Origin of the sequence: Microbacterium sp. USTB-Y, assembly GCF_023703415.1 — a bacterium.
Taxonomy (GTDB): Bacteria; Actinomycetota; Actinomycetes; order Actinomycetales; family Microbacteriaceae; genus Microbacterium.
This window is the reverse complement of record NZ_JAGMTU010000003.1, coordinates 213,862-231,756: the sequence shown is the minus strand read 5'-3', so window position 1 is coordinate 231,756 and position 17,895 is coordinate 213,862. Positions and strand designations below refer to the sequence as shown.

Annotated in this window: 13 protein-coding genes; 11 read left to right on the top strand and 2 right to left on the bottom strand. The window is 70.3% G+C overall.

Translation table 11 applies throughout. The annotated features are described in order from the left end of the window. The first annotated feature begins 4 nt into the window (after positions 1-4). The 11 genes from J8G10_RS08300 (at position 5) to J8G10_RS08255 (ending at position 15,044) form a co-directional block, all read left to right on the top strand. Complete coding sequence (locus J8G10_RS08300) at positions 5-880, top strand: 2-hydroxy-3-oxopropionate reductase (protein WP_251443033.1); 876 nt, start codon at positions 5-7, stop codon at positions 878-880. Between the two features lie 130 nt (positions 881-1,010). Next, entirely contained in the window at positions 1,011-2,798 is a 1,788-nt protein-coding gene (gcl, locus tag J8G10_RS08295; protein ID WP_251443030.1) for a glyoxylate carboligase, read from the top strand. 150 nt (positions 2,799-2,948) lie between these two features. Continuing rightward, a complete protein-coding gene (locus tag J8G10_RS08290; RefSeq protein ID WP_251443028.1) occupies positions 2,949-4,085 on the top strand; it encodes a glycerate kinase in 1,137 nt (378 codons plus the stop codon). A 35-nt stretch (positions 4,086-4,120) separates the two neighbouring features. Beyond that, on the top strand, positions 4,121-4,255 hold the full coding sequence (locus tag J8G10_RS19375) for a hypothetical protein (RefSeq protein WP_285814167.1): 135 nt from the start codon (positions 4,121-4,123) through the stop codon (positions 4,253-4,255). A 62-nt stretch (positions 4,256-4,317) separates the two neighbouring features. Next, the gene (locus J8G10_RS08285) at positions 4,318-5,331 is read left to right on the top strand and encodes a LacI family DNA-binding transcriptional regulator (RefSeq protein ID WP_251443026.1); all 1,014 of its coding nucleotides are present in this window, start codon (positions 4,318-4,320) and stop codon (positions 5,329-5,331) included. Between the two features lie 173 nt (positions 5,332-5,504). Next, a complete protein-coding gene (locus J8G10_RS08280) occupies positions 5,505-7,034 on the top strand; it encodes an NCS1 family nucleobase:cation symporter-1 (RefSeq protein WP_251443023.1) in 1,530 nt (509 codons plus the stop codon). A gap of 21 nt (positions 7,035-7,055) precedes the next feature. Then, positions 7,056-7,781, top strand: a complete 726-nt coding sequence (locus J8G10_RS08275; RefSeq protein ID WP_251443021.1) for an aspartate/glutamate racemase family protein — start codon at positions 7,056-7,058, stop codon at positions 7,779-7,781. A gap of 78 nt (positions 7,782-7,859) precedes the next feature. Then, positions 7,860-9,248: an allantoinase AllB gene (gene allB, locus J8G10_RS08270; RefSeq protein WP_251443019.1), complete on the top strand. Its 1,389-nt coding sequence runs from the start codon at positions 7,860-7,862 to the stop codon at positions 9,246-9,248. A 186-nt stretch (positions 9,249-9,434) separates the two neighbouring features. Beyond that, positions 9,435-11,657, top strand: a complete 2,223-nt coding sequence (locus J8G10_RS08265; protein WP_251443008.1) for an ATP-dependent Clp protease ATP-binding subunit — start codon at positions 9,435-9,437, stop codon at positions 11,655-11,657. Between the two features lie 265 nt (positions 11,658-11,922). Beyond that, complete coding sequence (locus tag J8G10_RS08260) at positions 11,923-13,437, top strand: nucleobase:cation symporter-2 family protein (RefSeq protein ID WP_374208771.1); 1,515 nt, start codon at positions 11,923-11,925, stop codon at positions 13,435-13,437. A 239-nt stretch (positions 13,438-13,676) separates the two neighbouring features. After that, positions 13,677-15,044 (top strand): 8-oxoguanine deaminase, encoded by a 1,368-nt coding sequence (locus J8G10_RS08255; protein WP_251443002.1) that lies wholly within the window; start codon positions 13,677-13,679, stop codon positions 15,042-15,044. Between the two features lie 190 nt (positions 15,045-15,234). Here J8G10_RS08255 and J8G10_RS08250 read toward each other — a convergent pair whose 3' ends face one another. Further along, on the bottom strand, positions 15,235-16,317 hold the full coding sequence (locus J8G10_RS08250) for a S9 family peptidase (protein ID WP_251443000.1): 1,083 nt from the start codon (positions 16,315-16,317) through the stop codon (positions 15,235-15,237). After that, positions 16,314-17,816 (bottom strand): hypothetical protein, encoded by a 1,503-nt coding sequence (locus J8G10_RS08245; protein WP_251442997.1) that lies wholly within the window; start codon positions 17,814-17,816, stop codon positions 16,314-16,316. Before J8G10_RS08245 ends, J8G10_RS08250 begins: the two co-directional genes overlap by 4 nt. Positions 17,817-17,895: the final 79 nt, after the last annotated feature.

Here is a 17,895-nt window from a genome sequence, read left to right as displayed (position 1 = left end):
AGACATGACCCGCATCGCATTCATCGGCCTCGGCATCATGGGCCTGCCCATGGCGAAGAACCTCGTCGCCGCCGGCTACGACGTCGCCGGCTTCAACCGCAGCCAGGAGGCGATCGACAAGCTCGCCGCCGCGGGCGGCACCGCCGCCACCAGCATCGCCGACGCGGTCAAGGACGCCGACGTCGTCATCACCATGGTCCCGGACTCCCCGGATGTGGCCGGCGTCGTGCAGGGCCCGGACGGGGTGTTCGCGAACGCCAAGGCCGGCGCGCTGTGGATCGACAACTCGTCGATCCGCCCGGACGTCGCCAAGGAGCTCGCCGAGGAGGCCGTGGCCGCCGGCTTCGGCGCCGTCGACGCCCCCGTGTCGGGCGGCGAGCAGGGCGCGATCGATGCCGTCCTGTCGATCATGGTCGGCGGATCCCCCGAGGACTTCGCGAAGGCCGAGCCGGTGCTCAACGCGATCGGCAAGACCATCGTGCATGTCGGCCCCGCTGGCGCCGGGCAGACCGTGAAGGCGGCCAACCAGCTCATCGTCGCGGTCAACATCCAGGCGCTCGCCGAGGCGGTCGTCTTCCTCGAGGCGTTCGGCGTCGACACCGACGCGGCGCTCACCGTGCTCGGCGGCGGTCTCGCCGGATCCAAGGTCCTCGACCAGAAGGGCCAGAAGATGCTGAACCGCGACTTCGCGCCCGGCTTCCGCCTCGCCCTCCACAACAAGGATCTGGGCATCGTCACGTCGGCTGCGCGCTCGGTCGGGGTCACCGTCCCGCTCGGCGCCGCCGTCGCTCAGCTCGTGAACGCGCTCGTCGCCCGCGGCGACGGCGGGCTGGACCACTCCGGCCTGTTCAAGCTCACCAACGAGCTCTCCGGCAACTGACCCATTCTTCGGGGTCGTTGAGCGAGGACGCCGAAGGCGACCAAGACGAAACGGCGTCTCCGGCAGAGCACTGCGTTTCGTCTCGCTTCGCTCGCTCAACGACCACAAACCAGACCTAAAGGAACTTCTCATGACCCGCATGCGCGCAGTCGACGCGATCGTCCAGATCCTGATCAAGGAAGGCGCGGACGAGGCCTTCGGCCTCCCCGGTGCCGCCATCAACCCGCTCTACTCCGCGATGCGCGCCAACGGCGGCATCCGGCACACCCTGGCCCGCCACGTCGAGGGCGCGAGCCACATGGCCGACGGCTACAGCCGCACGGGCGACGGCCGCATCGGCGTGTGCCTCGGCACCTCGGGCCCCGCCGGCACCGACATGATCACCGGTCTCTACGCCGCGATCGCCGACTCCATCCCGATGCTCTGCATCACCGGCCAGGCTCCGGTGGCGAAGCTCGACAAGGAGGACTTCCAGGCCGTCGACATCGCGTCGATCGCGAAGCCCGTCACGAAGTTCGCCAAGACCGTCCTCGAGGGTGCGCAGGTGCCCGGCGTCTTCCAGTCCGCGTTCCAGATCATGCGCTCCGGCCGTCCCGGTCCGGTGCTCATCGACCTGCCGTTCGACGTGCAGATGACCGAGATCGAGTTCGACATCGACACCTACGAGCCGCTTCCGGTGGCGAAGCCGGCGGCGACCCGCGCGCAGGCCGAGAAGGTGCTCGACATGCTCGTCGCCTCGAAGCACCCGGCGATCATCGCCGGTGGCGGCATCGTGAACTCCGGCGCCTCCGAGAAGCTCGTCGAGCTCGCCGAGACCCTGGGCGTGCCGGTCTTCCCGACCCTGATGGGCTGGGGCGTGCTGCCCGACGACCACGCGCTCGCCGCGGGCCTGGTCGGGATCCAGACGTCGCAGCGCTACGGCAACGCGAGCTTCCTCGAGTCCGACTTCGTGCTGGGCATCGGCAACCGCTGGGCGAACCGTCACACGGGCGGCCTCGACACCTACCGCAAGGGCCGCACCTTCGTGCACGTCGACATCGAGCCCACGCAGATCGGCCGCGTCTTCGCGCCCGACTACGGTGTGGTCTCGGATGCGGGCGCCTTCATCGACGCGCTGCTCGAGGCCGCGCGGGAGCGCGTCGCCGAGCTGCCCGACTACAACGGCTGGGCCCAGGAGTGCCGCGACCGCAAGGCGCGCCTGCAGCGCAAGACCAACTTCGACAACGTGCCGATGAAGCCGCACCGCGTGTACCAGGAGATGCTGTCGGCGTTCGACCGGGACACCACGTTCGTCACCACGATCGGGCTGTCCCAGATCGCCGGGGCGCAGCTGCTGCACGTGTACGGCCCGCGCAAGTGGATCAACGCCGGCCAGGCGGGCCCCCTGGGCTGGACCGGCCCCGCCGCCCTCGGCGTGGTGCGCGGCAAGCCGGGCGAGCAGGTCGTCGCGCTCTCGGGCGACTACGACTTCCAGTTCATGATCGAGGAGCTGGCGGTCGGTGCGCAGCACAAGCTGCCGTACATCCACGTCGTCGTGAACAACAGCTACCTGGGCCTCATCCGCCAGTCGCAGCGCGGCTTCGAGATGGACTACGAGGTGTCGCTCGCGTTCGACAACGTGAACACCCCGCAGGACTCGTCCTCGATCGCCACCGGCTACGGCGTGGACCACGTGAAGGTGGCCGAGGGCCTGGGCGCCAAGGCGCTGCGCGTCGAGCGCCCCGAGGACCTCGCCGCGGGCTTCGCGGAGGCGCAGCGTCTGCGCGACGAGTTCCAGGTGCCGGTGGTCGTCGAGGTGATCCTCGAGCGCGTCACGAACATCGCGATGGGCGCCGACCTCGACACCATGAACGAGTTCGAGGACCTCGCGACGTCGCCCGCCGACGCTCCCGAGGCCATCTACGCGCTGCTCGACTGAGCGCGACCCGACCGCGAGACTCCGTTCTCGGCACGAGACCCCACGCCTGACGTGCCGTCTCACCCCGAGGAGGGAGTCTCGCGGAGCGGGCCCCGTCATCTGCGACCCTGGCGTGGCGCAGGCACGCTCAAAGACTGGAAGGGTAGACGCATGCGCATCCTGATCGCCTCGGACAAGTTCAAGGGCTCGGCCACGGGCCCGCAGGTGGCCTCCGCACTCGCGGAGGGGATCCTCGCCGTCGCGCCGGACGTTGCCATCGACGCGGTGCCGGTCGCCGATGGCGGAGAGGGCACGGTCGACGCGGCCCTCGCCGCCGGGTTCGAGGAGGTCACGGCGACGGTGACCGGCCCCACGGGGCAGCCGGTGCAGGCGCGGTTCGGGGTGCGCGGCACGCAGGCGATCATCGAGATGGCGGCCGCGAGCGGACTGGACCAGCTTCCGGGCGGCGTCAAGGACGCGCTCGGAGCCACCAGCCGCGGCACCGGCGAGCTGATCGCCGCGGCGCTCGATCACGGTGCGACGAGCATCGTGCTCGGCATCGGCGGCAGCGCCAACACGGACGGCGGAGCGGGGATGCTCCAGGCGCTCGGCGTCTCTCTGCGCGACGCCGAAGGGCAGGAGCTGCCCGGGGGAGGCGGCGCGCTGAGCCGCATCGCCGAGGCCGACGTCTTTGGCCTGGATCCGCGTCTCGCCGATGTGGAGATCGTGCTGGCGAGCGACGTCGACAACCCGCTGCTCGGCGAGCGGGGGGCGCCGGCGGTGTTCGGCCCGCAGAAGGGCGCGAGCCCGGACGACGTGGCCGCCCTCGACGCCGCGCTGGCCCGCTACTCCGCGCTGCTCGAGCGCCAGCCCGGCATCCGCGCCGCGACCGAGCTGCCGGGGGCAGGAGGCGCCGGCGGCGTCGGCTATGCCGCGCTCGCGGCCCTCGGCGCCCGGCGCGAACCCGGCGTCGAGGTCGTTCAGCGCCTCACGGGCCTCGCCGAGGCCCTGGTCGGCGCCGATCTCGTGATCACCGGCGAGGGCAGCCTCGACGACCAGAGTCTCGGCGGCAAGACGCCGCTCGGGGTCGCGGCGGCGTCGCGCGCGGCGGGGATCGGGGTCATCGCGGTGTGCGGTCGCTCGACGCTCAGCGCCGAGGCGGCCCGCGCCGCCGGGTTCGAGCGGGTCTACGCGCTCGCGGAACTGGAGCCGGATCCGGCCCGCAGCATGGCCGAGGCGGTCGCTCTGCTCACCGAGGTCGGGCGCCGCATCGGCGCCGAGCTCGGCGAGCTCGTGCCGCAGCGCTGAGCGTCCGCCGGCCCCGGTGCTCTCGCCTGGGGGCGGTGAGCGAGGACGCGCGTCGGACGACCGAGACGAAACGCGGCGTCCTCGCGAGTGCGCCGCGTTTCGTCTCGCTCCGGCTGCGCCGGCGCTCGCTCAACGACCCCGGGGACGCTCCCGTCGTCGCCGGCGCGTAGGATCGGAGGCCGGTGAACGATCCCGAGGATGTGGTGAACGGTCTCGAAGACGAGGTGGACACATGACGGAGCGCCCGCGTCTGCGTGACGTCGCCGCCCTGGCCGGTGTCTCGCCGACGACGGCCTCGCACGCGTTCAGCGGGCACCGTCCGGTGTCGCCCGCGACCAAGGCCGCGGTGCTCAAGGCCGCGTTCGACCTCGGCTTCGTGATGGAGCGCGACGCCGGTCAGCGCACCGTCGGCCTGCTGCTGCGTCCGCCGGAGGCCATCCCCGGATTCGCCTCCGGATCCGACGCGTTCACGTCCGTCGCCGGCGCCGTGCTCGTGGCCCTGCTGGGCGCCGGCTTCTCCGTCTCCTCGTTCCTCACACTCGACGACATCGGCGCCCAGGTCGGCCGCCTCGACGCCTTCGTGCTGCTGCATCCCCGCCGCGGGGACGAGGTGCTCCGCGCGCTCGTGCAGCGGGGCATCCCGACCGTGACGCTGGACCGGGATCCGGACGACGAGGAGTTCGCGTGGTGGATCAGCGCCGATCACGTCGCCAACGCGCGCACCCTGCTCGAGCACCTGCTGGAGCGCGGCGCTCGCCGCCCGGCGCTGATCGTGGGCTCGACGCAGAACACGTACCTGGAGTCGATCGCCGGCGTCTACATCCAGGAGATGCGCTCGCGCGGGCTGCCGGTGCTGGTGAGGGAGCTGGAGCCGGTGCGGGGTCAGCAGGGGGGTGCCGCGGCGGCGGAGTCGCTGCTGCGCACGCCGACGCCGCCGGACGCCTTCCTCACCTCCTCGGACGTTTTCGCGGTGGGGGCGATCGAGGCGGTCCAGGCGCGCGGGCTCCGGGTGCCCGACGACGTGCTCGTCGCGAACATGATGGACAGCGTCATCGCCGAGCGCGCCGTGGTGCCGATCACGGCGATGAAGGCGAACCTGCAGGTCTGGGCATCGCAGCTGACGCGGTTGCTGGAGCGCCGGCTGAACAGCGCCGCGCCGCTCACCTCGCATCTGCGGCTCGAGTTCGACCTGGTCGAGCGCGCGTCGACCGGACGGCGGCGACCGGGGTCCGAGCCGGCCTCGTGATCCCGGAGCGGCGGTCGTCGACCGCGCCGCGCACCGGAAGTCGTCCAAATTATGCAAACGATGTTGCAACCTCCGCGGTCGAGAGCGACTGTATCTCTATCCGAAATCAGTCTTCCGGATTGTGAAATCGAGTGTCGACGGCACTGTCGCCGTCGAGAGGGGTTCAAATCACAATGACGTCCAACGACCACATCCACGTTCCGAGTCGGGCCTCCGAGGGCCTCGACGAGGCGCCGTCCAGCGTCTTCGCGGTGCAGGCGGGCATCAGCCCGCGCCTGTACAACAGCGACCTGGCGCCGACCGACCGCGAGAGCCGGCACTGGAGCGCGTACAGCATCTTCACCCTCTGGGCCAACGATGTGCACAGCCTCGGCAACTACGCGTTCGCGATCGGCCTGTTCTCGCTCGGCCTGACCGGCGGCCAGATCCTCGGCGCGCTCGGGTTCGGCGCACTGTTCCTGTTCCTGCTGCTGAGCCTGTCCGGCTTCATGGGCGAGAAGACGGGTGTTCCGTTCCCGGTCATGAGCCGCATCGCGTTCGGCATCCACGGCGCTCAGATCCCGGCGCTGCTGCGCGGAATCGTCGCGATCGCCTGGTTCGGGATCCAGACCTACCTCGCCTCCCAGGTGCTGCAGGTCGTGCTGATCGCGATCTTCCCCGGTCTGCAGACGATGCAGTCCGGATCCTTCCTCGGCCTTTCGGCCCTCGGCTGGATCACGTTCATCGTGCTGTGGATCATCCAGGTCGTCATCGTCAGCTACGGCATGGAGATGATCCGCAAGTACGAGGCCTTCGCCGGCCCGATCATCCTCGCCACGTTCGTGATCCTGGCGGTCTGGGTGCTCGTGCAGTCCGGATTCCAGGTGAACTGGGCGCCGACCGAGACGGCCACCGGCTCCGACGTGTGGATCAAGATGCTCGGCGCCGCCTCCCTGTGGGTCTCGATCTACGGCACGTTCGTGCTGAACTTCTGCGACTTCACCCGCGGGGCGAAGTCCCGCAGGGCCATCGTCAAGGGCAACTTCTGGGGCATCCCGATCAACATGCTGTTCTTCGGCGTGATCGTGGTCGTGCTCACCGGCGGCAGCTTCAGCATCAACGGCCGTCTCATCACGTCGCCGTCCGAGGTCGTCGCCGCGATCCCGAACACGTTCCTGCTCGTGCTCGCCTCGCTCGCGCTCATCGCGCTGACCATCGCGGTCAACCTCATGGCCAACTTCGTGGCCCCCACGTACGCGCTGAACAACCTGTTCCCGCGGCACCTGAACTTCCGCCGCGCGGCGCTCATCTCCGCCGTCATCGGCCTCGTGATCACGCCGTGGAACATGTACAACTCGCCGGTCGTGATCGGCGTCTTCCTCGGCGGCCTCGGCGCGCTGCTCGGCCCGCTGTTCGGCATCATCATGGTCGACTACTGGCTGATCAAGAAGCAGCGCATCAACGTGCCGCAGCTCTACTCCGACTCCCCGATCGGCGAGTACGCATACGCGAAGGGCTTCAACCCTCGTGCGGTCATCGCCCTGGTGATCTCGGGCGCGATCGCGCTGCTGTTCACCTTCCTGCCGGTCTTCCACTCGGTCAGCGACTTCTCCTGGTTCGTCGCGGCCGGATCCGCCGCGATCATCTATGCGATCATCGCGGACCGCAGGGGACCCTTCCACGACGTCGACGGCGCGGCGATCGCCGTCAAGGCCGGCCACTGAGATCCGACGAGGACACCGAGCATGCGCATTCTGATCGCGAACGTCAACACCACCGAGGCGATGACCGACGCCATCGCCGAGGCGGCGCGGGCCGCCGCGTCGCCGGGCACGGAGATCATCGGCCTGACGCCCGACTTCGGCGCCGAGAGCTGCGAGGGCAACTTCGAGAGCTACCTCGCCGCGATTGCGGTCATGGACAAGGTCGTCCGCTACGAGGGCGAGTACGACGCGGTCATCCAGGCCGGATACGGCGAGCACGGACGGGAGGGGCTCCAGGAGCTGCTCACTGTGCCGGTGGTCGACATCACCGAGGCGGCGGCCTCGACCGCCATGTTCCTCGGCCGCTCGTACTCGGTGGTCACCACGCTCGACCGCACGGTGCCGCTCATCGAGGACCGGCTGATCCTCGGCGGCCTCCACGACCGCTGCGCGTCGGTGCGCTCGTCGGGGATGAGCGTGCTCGAGCTCGAGTCCGATCCGGAGCGCGCGGTCGAGGCGATCGCCGCCGAGGCGCAGAAGGCGGTCGAGATCGACCGTGCCGAGGTCATCGTGCTCGGCTGCGGCGGGATGGCCGAGCTCAAGGACCGCGTGGTCGAGCTCTGCGGCGTCCCGGTCGTGGACGGCGTCCAGGCCGCGGTCGCCGTCGCGGAGGGCCTGGTGAACCTGGGCCTTTCCACCTCCAAGGTGCGCACCTACGCGCAGCCCCGGCCGAAGCGGATCACCGGATTCCCGGCGACGGCCCGCTGACGCGGAGCACAATCGAACCAGCCTCACCCACCACGCCACAAGGCCGGCGACGTCGCCGGCAGAAGGGAATCCGCGGACATGTCCCAGGAGACCGAAGAACACGCCTCGCTCGACCCGACGGGCGAGCACTATGATCTGGTGATCCGCGGCGAGCGGGTCCTCACCAGCTCGGGGATCCGACCTCGCGAGGTGGGGGTGCGGCACGGCGTGATCGTCGCGATGCAGCCCCTCGGCAACAACCTCGCGGGCGACGAGATCATCGAGCTCCAAGACGACGAGACCCTGATCCCGGGTCTGGTGGACACGCACGTGCACGTCAACGAGCCGGGTCGCACCGAGTGGGAGGGCTTCTCCTCGGCGACCAAGGCGGCGGCCGCGGGCGGTGTGACCACGATCCTGGACATGCCCCTGAACAGCATCCCGCCGACGATCGATGTCGAAGCGCTGGACATCAAGCGCGACGTCGCGCGCGACCAGGTGCACGTCGACGTGGGCTTCTGGGGCGGTGCCGTTCCGGGCAACATCGACAAGCTGCGGGGACTGCACGATGCCGGGGCCTTCGGCTTCAAGTGCTTCCTGCTGCACAGCGGGGTGGACGAGTTCCCGCCGCTGGATCCCGACGAGCTCGAGGAGGACATGCGCGAGCTCGTGACCTTCGACTCGGTCATGATCGTGCACGCCGAGGACTCCCGGGCCATCGACCGCGCGCCCAAGCCCGACGGCGACGACTACTCCAAGTTCCTCGCCTCGCGTCCGCGCGGCGCGGAGAACCTCGCGATCGCGGAGGTCATCGAGCGCGCCCGCTGGACGGGAGCCCGCGCGCACATCCTGCACCTGTCCTCCTCGGACGCACTGCTGATGCTGCGCTCCGCCAAGCACGACGGCATCCGGCTCACGGTCGAGACCTGCCCGCACTACCTCACGCTCACCGCGGAGGAGGTCCCGCTGGGGGCGACCGCGTTCAAGTGCTGCCCGCCGATCCGCGAGGCCGGCAACCGCGAGCTGCTCTGGCAGGGGCTCGAGGACGGCACGATCGACTTCATCGTGTCGGACCACTCGCCCTCGACCCTCGACCTCAAGGATCTGGAGAACGGCGACTTCGCCGTGGCCTGGGGCGGCGTCGCGTCGCTGCAGCTCGGCCTGTCGCTGATCTGGACCGAGGCGCGTCAGCGGGGCCTGTCGCTCGAGACCGTCGTGGGATGGATGAGCGAGAAGCCGGCGCAGTTCGCGGGCCTCACGGGCAAGGGGCGCATCGCCCCCGGCTACGACGCGGACTTCTCGATCTTCGCCGCGGACGACGCCTATGTGGTGGACGTGACCAAGCTGCACCACAAGAACCCGCTCACCCCGTACAACGGCAAGGCGCTCGCCGGACGCGTGCGCAAGACCTACCTGCACGGCACCCCGATCGACTTCGAGAACCCGCGCGGGCGTCTGCTCCGTCGCGGCATGGTCGAGGAGGACTGACCCTCCACCACCCCGAGTCGTCCCCCTCAGCACCACTCCACGGTCGTGCTGAGGGGGACGACTCTGTGTTTCCGGGCCTTGCCCTGAAGCGGGCCGTCCGTTAAACTTGAGTCTTATCAACTCAACTTTGAGGAGTCGGCGGATCCGGCTCTTCCGCAACATCGCAAGGAGACTCCAGGAGGACGAATGGCCACCCCGCAGCAGGCACCGCAGGAAGAACAGCAGTCGGCACTCGAGCAGTTCGGGATCAACCTGACCGACCGCGCACGTCAGGGAAAGCTCGATCCGGTGATCGGGCGCGACTCCGAGATCCGTCGCGTGAGCCAGGTGCTCACCCGGCGCACGAAGAACAACCCGGTGCTCATCGGAGAGCCGGGCGTCGGCAAGACCGCGGTCGTCGAGGGGCTCGCCCAGCGCATCGTCGCCGGTGACGTGGCCGAATCGCTCAAGGACAAGGAGCTCGTCTCCCTGGACATCTCCGCCCTCGTGGCCGGGGCCATGTACCGCGGCCAGTTCGAGGAGCGCCTGAAGAGCGTGCTCAAGGAGATCACCGAGTCCGACGGCCGGGTCATCACCTTCATCGACGAGCTGCACGTACTCATGGGCGCGGGCGGGGGAGAGGGATCCGTCGCCGCCTCCAACATGCTCAAGCCCATGCTCGCCCGCGGCGAGCTGCGCCTCATCGGCGCGACCACGCTCAACGAGTACCGCGAGTTCATCGAGAAGGACGCGGCCCTCGAGCGCCGGTTCCAGCAGGTGTATGTGGGCGAGCCCTCCGTCGAGGACACGATCGCGATCCTGCGCGGGCTCAAGGGGCGCTACGAGGCGCACCACGGCGTCACGATCAGCGACTCCGCGCTCGTCGCGGCGGCCGCGCTGTCGAACCGCTACCTGCCCAGCCGCCAGCTGCCGGACAAGGCCATCGACCTCATCGACGAGGCCATGAGCCGGCTCAAGATGGAGATCGACTCCAGTCCGGTCGAGATCGACCAGCTGAAGAGGTCGGTCGACCGGATGCGGCTCGAGGAGCTCGCGCTGAAGAAGGAGAAGGACGCGGCCTCCAAGGAGCGTCTCGCGAAGCTGCGTGATCAGATGTGCGAGTCCGAGGCGGAGCTGGCGGGCCTCGAGGCCCGCTGGGAGCGCGAGCGCGGCGGCCTGAACCGGGTCGGCGACCTGAAGAAGCGTCTCGACGAGGCGTTCACCGAGCGCGACCGGGCGCTGCGCGACGCCGACTACGTGAAGGCGTCGAAGCTCGAGTACGAGACCATCAAGCAGCTGCAGGCGCAGCTCGCCGATGCCGAGCGGCAGGCGGACGCGCAGAGCGACGAGCCCCGCATGGTCAACGAGCAGGTCACCGACGAGGACATCGCGGCCGTGATCGCGGCCTGGACCGGGATCCCCGTGGGCCGGCTGCTGCAGGGCGAGAGCGAGAAGCTCCTGCACCTGGAGCGCGAGCTGGGCCGGCGCCTGATCGGGCAGAAGGAGGCCGTCACCGCGGTCTCCGACGCGGTGCGGCGTTCGCGCGCCGGGATCAGCGATCCGGGGCGCCCCACGGGCTCGTTCCTCTTCGTCGGTCCCACGGGCGTCGGCAAGACCGAGCTCGCCAAGGCTCTCGCGGAGTTCCTCTTCGACGACGAGCACGCCATGGTGCGCATCGACATGTCGGAGTACGGCGAGAAGCACTCGGTCTCGCGACTCGTCGGTGCCCCTCCGGGGTACGTCGGCTACGAGCAGGGCGGCCAGCTCACCGAGGCCGTGCGGCGGCGCCCCTACAGCGTCGTGCTGCTGGACGAGGTCGAGAAGGCGCACCCCGAGGTGTTCGACGTACTGCTGCAGGTCATGGACGACGGCCGGCTCACCGATGGCCAGGGGCGCACGGTCGACTTCTCGAACGTCATCTTGATCCTCACGAGCAACATCGGATCCCCGATCCTCATCGACCCCACGCTCTCGTCCGACGAGAAGCGCGAGGCCGTGATGGCGCTCGTGCGGCAGGCGTTCAAGCCCGAGTTCATCAACCGTCTCGACGACATCGTGATGTTCTCCGCGCTCACCGAGGACGACCTGGCGCAGATCGTGGAGCTCACGATCGACCAGCTGCAGCGCCGTCTCGCCGATCGCCGGCTCACGCTCGCGGTCACGCCGGACGCGCGTGCGTGGCTCGCCGAGCGCGGCTACGACCCGGTGTTCGGTGCGAGGCCGCTGCGCCGTCTCATCCAGAACGAGGTGCAGAACCGGCTGGCGTCGGCGCTGCTCTCCGGCCGGGTGCACGACGGCGACCTCGTGCGGGTCGACGTCGCCGCGGACGGATCCTCCCTCGTGCTCACCAGTGACGGGCCGACGGCCCCGCAGCCGGTGGACGACGAGCCCGAGGACGACACCATCGAGGCCGAGCTGCTCGACGACTGACGCCGCTCGCGCTTTGCTCGAAGGGGCCCGGATCTCCCTGATCCGGGCCCCTTTCTTGCGCAGGGTGCGAAACGACGAGCAATCCCGAATATCCGCATAGCGGAAAGGACAATCCGAGATTCGGAAAAAATGCTTGACTCTCGAAGGGGGCCGCCGCTAGCCTGAGGGAGTCTCCAGAGCCGGAGACGCACCAGGACCCACAGCAGTCCGCCCCGTATCGCGAGGCGGACGGAGCGCCCGCACCGTATCGCCGCACAGGCGCTGCATGCCGGCCGGCGCTCGGCTCACCCGGTGCCTGCCCCACGACGAAGAGGTCGAATTGACTACCAAGCAGAAGAAGGAGTTCGTCCGCCCCGAGGACGAACGACTGCCGATCGGCGCGACCATCGGCTACGGCATCCAGCACGTGCTCACGATGTACGGCGGCATCATCGCCCCGCCGCTCATCATCGGGCAGATCGCGGGCCTCAAGCCCGCCGAGATCGGCGTCCTCATCGCCGCGTGCCTGTTCATGGGCGGACTCGCCACGATCCTGCAGACCGTCGGCATCCCGTTCTTCGGATCGCAGCTGCCGCTCGTGCAGGGCGTCTCGTTCGCCGGTGTCGCCACGATGGGCGCGATCGTCACGAGCGGCGGCGGGCTGCCGTCGGTCTTCGGATCCGTCATCGCCGCCTCGGTGATCGGCCTGCTCATCGCCCCGGTCTTCGCGACGATCATCCGGTTCTTCCCCCCGGTCGTGACGGGAACGGTGATCACCACGATCGGTCTCAGCCTGCTGCCCGTCGCGGCCGGCTGGATCTACGGCCCCGGCGCGAACCCGGCGGACGGCGCGCTGCCGGAGAACCTGCTGCTGGCGGCGATCACCCTCGTGATCGTGCTCGTGCTCAGCAAGATCCCGGTGGGGGCGATCTCGCGGCTCGCGATCCTGCTCGCGATCGTGCTCGGCACGATCATCGCGGTCTTCCTCGGCAAGGCGGACTTCAGCAAGGTGGGGCAGGGGGAGATCTTCGCCCTCCCGCAGATCTTCGGGTTCGGCATGCCGACCTTCGAGATCGCGGCCATCATCTCGATGTTCATCGTGATCCTGGTGACGCTGACCGAGACCACCGCCGACATCCTCGCCGTGGCCGACATCGTCGGCACCAAGGTCGACTCCAAGCGCATCGCCGCGGGCCTGCGCGCCGACATGCTCTCCAGTGCGGTCTCGCCGATCTTCGGCACGTTCACGCAGTCGGCCTTCGCGCAGAACGTCGGCCTGGTCGCGATCACCGGAGTCAAGAGCCGCTTCGTGGTCACCGCCGGCGGTGGCGTGCTCGTCATCCTGGGTCTGCTGCCCGTGCTCGGCCGCGTCGTCGGCGCCATCCCTCAGCCCGTCCTCGGCGGCGCCGGCCTGGTGCTGTTCGGGTCGGTCGCGGCCTCGGGCATCCGGACGCTCGCGAAGGTCGAGTACAAGGACAACATGAACCTGGTGATCGTCGCGACGTCGCTCGCCGTGGGCATGCTGCCGATCGCGAAGCCGGACATCTACCACGCGATGCCCGCCTGGTTCGTGACGATCTTCCACTCCGGCATCAGCTCGGCCGCGGTCACCGCGATCCTGCTCAACCTGCTGTTCAACCACCTCGGCAGCGCCAAGCGCAAGAACGCCTTCGTCTCGGCGCCGACGCGCAGCATCCCGGTCGCGTACCTGGACGCCTTCGAAGACGGCGATTCGATCATCGACGGCAAGATCGTCGACCGGGAGGGCAACGAGGTCGCCATCACGCGCTCGGATCACTGACGCTCCCTGCGTGCGTGAGCGCCCCTCGTACCGCCTCGGGGTGAGGGGCGCTTGCATTCGCATCACGGAAAGTCTCATCCGTCATCTGGAAAAACTGTTGACCTCTTCGTCGGGGTCGTGATAGATCTTGAGTGCCTCCGCCGACGGAGGCGCACCTGGATCAGCAGACAGGTCACACACTGAGCTGGCCCCTTCGGGGCCGGGCCCCGGCTCCGCACCACTCACAGGGAGTCTGCTCAATGTCCGAATCCGCTCGCACCGTCTGGCTGAAGAACCCGCTCGGCATCCACACCGGAGACGCCGCCGATGCGCGCGGCGGCCTCGTCGTCTCGGGGTCGCGCATCCTCGAAGCCGTGCCCGCCGGGGGATCCCCGACCGTGCCCGTCGACGAGACCGTAGACGCGTCGCGCCACGTGATCATCCCCGGCCTCATCAACACGCACCACCACTTCTACCAGACGCTCACGCGGGCCTGGACGCCGGTCGTCAGCGCCGAGCTGTTCCCCTGGCTGAAGGGCCTCTACGGCGTCTGGGCCGGACTCACGCCGCGCGATCTCGAGCTCGCGACCACCGCGGCGCTCGCCGAGCTGCTGCTCAGCGGCTGCACCACCGCGGCCGACCACCACTACCTCTTCCCCGCCGGGCTCGAGGACGGCATCGACGTGCAGGTCGACGTCGTCAAGCGCCTCGGCATGCGCGCGACCCTGACCCGCGGATCCATGTCGCTCGGGGAGAAGGACGGCGGACTGCCGCCGCAGTCGACGGTGCAGGATCCCGACGTGATCCTCGCCGACAGCGAGCGCCTCATCGGCGCCTACCATGAGCGCGGCGAGGGCGCCTTCGTGCAGATCGGACTCGCCCCGTGCTCGCCGTTCTCGGTGACCACCGGCATGATGCGCGACACGGCCGCGCTCGCCGAGCGGCTCGACGTGCGCATGCACACCCACCTCGCGGAGACGATCGATGAGGAGGACTTCTGCCGGGAGATGTTCGGCCTGCGCACGGTCGACTATCTCGACAGTGTCGGCTGGCTCGGCGATCGCACCTGGCTCGCGCACGGGATCCACTTCGACGACGCCGAGATCGCGCGCCTCGGCGCGGCGGGCACGGCGGTCTCGCACTGCGCGACCTCGAACATGCGCCTCGCCTCGGGCATCGCGCGGGCGGTCGAGCTCGAGGCCGCGGGCGTCCCCGTCGGGCTCGGCGTCGACGGATCCGCATCGAACGACGGCTCGAACATGATGATGGAGGTGCGCCAGGCCCTCTACCTGCAGCGCCTGCGCTACGGCGCCGCCGCGGTGACCCCCGAGCACGCCCTGAACTGGGCGACCCAGGGGTCGGCGCGCGCCCTCGGCCGCAGCGACATCGGCGTGCTGGCCCCGGGCAAGCAGGCCGACCTCGCGATGTTCACCCTCGACGAACTGCGCTTCTCGGGCAGCCACGACCCGCTCGCGGCCCTGCTGCTGTGCGGCGCGGAGCGCGCCGACCGGGTGATGGTCGGAGGATCCTGGCGCGTGCTCGACGGGCAGATCGTCGGCCTCGACGTGCCCCAGCTCATCGCCGACCACAGCGCGGCGGCGCGCCGCCTGCTCGCCCGCCACGGCTGAGCTGCCGGCTCTTTCGGGGCCGTTGAGCGAGGACGGCGGAGCCGCCCGCTCCCTCAGGGGTCGTTGAGCGAGGACGGCGGAGCCGCCCGAGACGAAACGCGGTGCCCTCGCCGGGTGGCGGCGTTTCGTCTCGCTCCTCGCTGCGCTCGGTGCTCGCTCAACGACCTCGGGGGCTTGCTCGCCGGACGCGTCAGTCCCGGAAGCGCTCCGCGATCCATGCGGCCACGTGCGGCGGGGCGTGCTGCGGACGCATCGTGCCGGAGTGGTGCGACGGCCACCAGCGTGCCGTGAGGTCGACGCCGGCCCGCTGGTACGCGCGCAGCAGCCGGGCGCTCAAGGGCGCCGGGGCGACCTCGTCGAACCGTGCGGCGTCGATCCGCACGGGGGAGCGGAAACCCGAGAGCGCGGCGACCTCGTTCTCGCGGAACGAGGCGTACAGGCGCGCGAAAAGCGCGGATCCGTCGGCCCCGCCGATGCGGCCCGGTGGGATGCCGCCCCACGAGTCGCGCGCGGCGAGCTCGGTGAGGCAGAGATGGTCGAGGTCGCGCCGGGCCGCGCGCGCGGCGGGGCTGAGGCCCTCTCCCTCCCGGAGCGCCGCCAGGGCGGGATCCGCGGTGGCCGCCCCGCGCAGCATGAGCCCGATGAGCGCTGAGACGACGCCGGATCCGGGCATCGCGCCCGGCATGCCCAGCGACCAGCGGATGCTGAGGTCCATCCGGGTCACCGGGGTCACGGCCGCGACACCGCGCAGCCGGCTGCGGTCGTCCGGCTCCGGTGCGGTGCCGGCGAACAGCGCCGCGACCGCGCCCTCGGAGTGCCCCGCGGCGACCCAGTCGTCGCCGAGCCGGTCGTCCAGGGTGCGCCGAGCGCGGACCATCGCGCGCAGCGAACCGCCGAGGGGACGGCCGAGCAGGTACGGATGCACGCCGGGGCCGCCGATTCCGGGGTAGTCCGGTCGCAGCACGGCGATCCCGCGCCGCAGCAGCAGGTCGCACAGCGCGTCGCCCTGCGACATGCGCCGCCACTCCGGGTGGCCGGGGTGACCGAGGCTCGGGGCGGAGCGCGGCGACCCTCCGGTCGTCATGTGCCCGAACACGACGACCGGGTAGCCCCCGGCCGGAGCAGCGGTGTGCGGCAGGTGCAGGATCCCTGTCTCTGGTGCCTCCTCCCCGTCGAAGCGCACGATGCGGGTCGACCCGTGCCGGATGCCGGAGCCGGGACCGGGGCCGCCGGCGCCCGGTGCAGATCCGCCCTCGGCCCGTTCGCCGTTCACCATCGTCCCCGGGGCAGCAGCCGGCGCAGGCCCGCGGGCATCGTGCCGAGAAGTGCGCCGCGGTGCCGATCGGCGTCCTCCACGACGTCGGCGAAGAACCGCGCCACCGGCTCGAGCTGGGCGACGTCGATGCGATCGATCGTGTCGGCGTCGTCGTACAGGTAGAGCGGACCCGAGATGAGGCTGACGGTGGGCACGCCGGAGACGAAGGTGAACGACGCGTCGGTCGGGATCCCGCTCGCGAAGAACTCGAGCAGACCCGCACCGAGGATGCTGGTGGCGTGCATCCGATGACGGCGGATCAGCCCCGCGATGCGCGCCGTGAACGCCGGATTGACGTTGAGGAAGATGCCGCGCGGCTCGGTCTCGCCGGTGTTCTCGAACCCGCCGTCGGATCCCTCCACGGCCCTCAGGCCGATGTGCTCGATCGTGGCGTTCAGCACGATCCGCCAGCGGGCATCCGGTGCGAGCACGTGCCGGCGGGCGAACTCGCGATGGGCCTGGTAGCCGGTGAAGTGCGTGTCGAAGGTCGTGAACAGCAGCGTCTTGCGAGGCGGTCGCCCCGCGCGGGACAGCGCGGCGAAGTGCTCGGCGAGGGCGATCACCTCGGCCGCGCCCGAGGCGTCCTCGACGGCGCCGTCGCCCGCCGAGTCGTGGTGCGACTGGATCATGATGGCGTCGCCGCGCGGACTGCCGGTCCTCGACGCGCGGGAGCTGCCGGAGCGGTCGTGCGCGACGCCGTCCGGGCCGTCGGCACCCGGCAGCACCCCGATCACGGTGCGGGAGACGACCTCGGAGCGCTCGACGCCGAGGGTGAGGGTTGCACGTCGCGTGCGGCGGAGCGCGGCCCGCAGCCGCGCTCCGCCGGCGCGGGTCACCCAGGCGCCGGGCAGGCGGAACAGGGTCCGCCGGTAGTACTCGTTGTGGTAGCCGAGGGAGTCGGGGTAGTCGCGCAGCACGCCGATGACGCCGACGGCGCCTGCCGCCGCCGCGTCGCGCATCGTGCGGGCGAGCGAGGTGACGTAGGGGTTGCGGCTGCGCAGCACGTCGCGTCGCAGCACGCGTCGGCCGGGGTCGTGCAGGAAGAGCGTGAGCGGCAGGGTGTGCGCGAGCGTCATGTCGAAGGTGAGGTCGAAGAGCACGATCGCGCCGCGCACGTCGTGGCGGCGCACGCGGTCGGCGCCGATGTCGACGACGGGGGCGTCGATGAGGTGCCGCGCCTCGCCCGTCCAGTCCTGAGCCGGCAGGGCGGAGTGCAGGATCGGCGAGCTCGGCACCTCGAGCTCCTCCGTGCCGTCGGCCCCGGTCGTCACACGGCACTCCGTCGCCCGCCACGTGAACGACGGCACCTCGAGGACCTCGGTCGCAAGGCCCGCGCGGGCGAATCGGCCCTCGACGTACTCCGCCGCGGCGGCGCCCCCGGGGGTTCCCGTGGCTCGGGGGGCGAGCGCGACGAGATCCTCGATGGTGGCCAGGATCCGATCCGTCGTCAAGCTCATGAGGTGAGCGTAGGATTCCGACTCGATTCTGGATCCTGTTGACTCGAAACCTTCATTTCTGCGCTCTTCATGCGTAGTC

Coding starts and splice junctions, on each gene's coding strand:
- J8G10_RS08300 (WP_251443033.1), top strand. CDS start 5: ATGACCCGCATCGCATTCATCGGCCTCGGCATCATGGGCCTGCCCATG.
- gcl (WP_251443030.1), top strand. CDS start 1,011: ATGACCCGCATGCGCGCAGTCGACGCGATCGTCCAGATCCTGATCAAG.
- J8G10_RS08290 (WP_251443028.1), top strand. CDS start 2,949: ATGCGCATCCTGATCGCCTCGGACAAGTTCAAGGGCTCGGCCACGGGC.
- J8G10_RS08285 (WP_251443026.1), top strand. CDS start 4,318: ATGACGGAGCGCCCGCGTCTGCGTGACGTCGCCGCCCTGGCCGGTGTC.
- J8G10_RS08280 (WP_251443023.1), top strand. CDS start 5,505: ATGACGTCCAACGACCACATCCACGTTCCGAGTCGGGCCTCCGAGGGC.
- J8G10_RS08275 (WP_251443021.1), top strand. CDS start 7,056: ATGCGCATTCTGATCGCGAACGTCAACACCACCGAGGCGATGACCGAC.
- allB (WP_251443019.1), top strand. CDS start 7,860: ATGTCCCAGGAGACCGAAGAACACGCCTCGCTCGACCCGACGGGCGAG.
- J8G10_RS08265 (WP_251443008.1), top strand. CDS start 9,435: ATGGCCACCCCGCAGCAGGCACCGCAGGAAGAACAGCAGTCGGCACTC.
- J8G10_RS08260 (WP_374208771.1), top strand. CDS start 11,923: ATGCCGGCCGGCGCTCGGCTCACCCGGTGCCTGCCCCACGACGAAGAG.
- J8G10_RS08255 (WP_251443002.1), top strand. CDS start 13,677: ATGTCCGAATCCGCTCGCACCGTCTGGCTGAAGAACCCGCTCGGCATC.
- J8G10_RS08245 (WP_251442997.1), bottom strand. CDS start 17,816: ATGAGCTTGACGACGGATCGGATCCTGGCCACCATCGAGGATCTCGTC.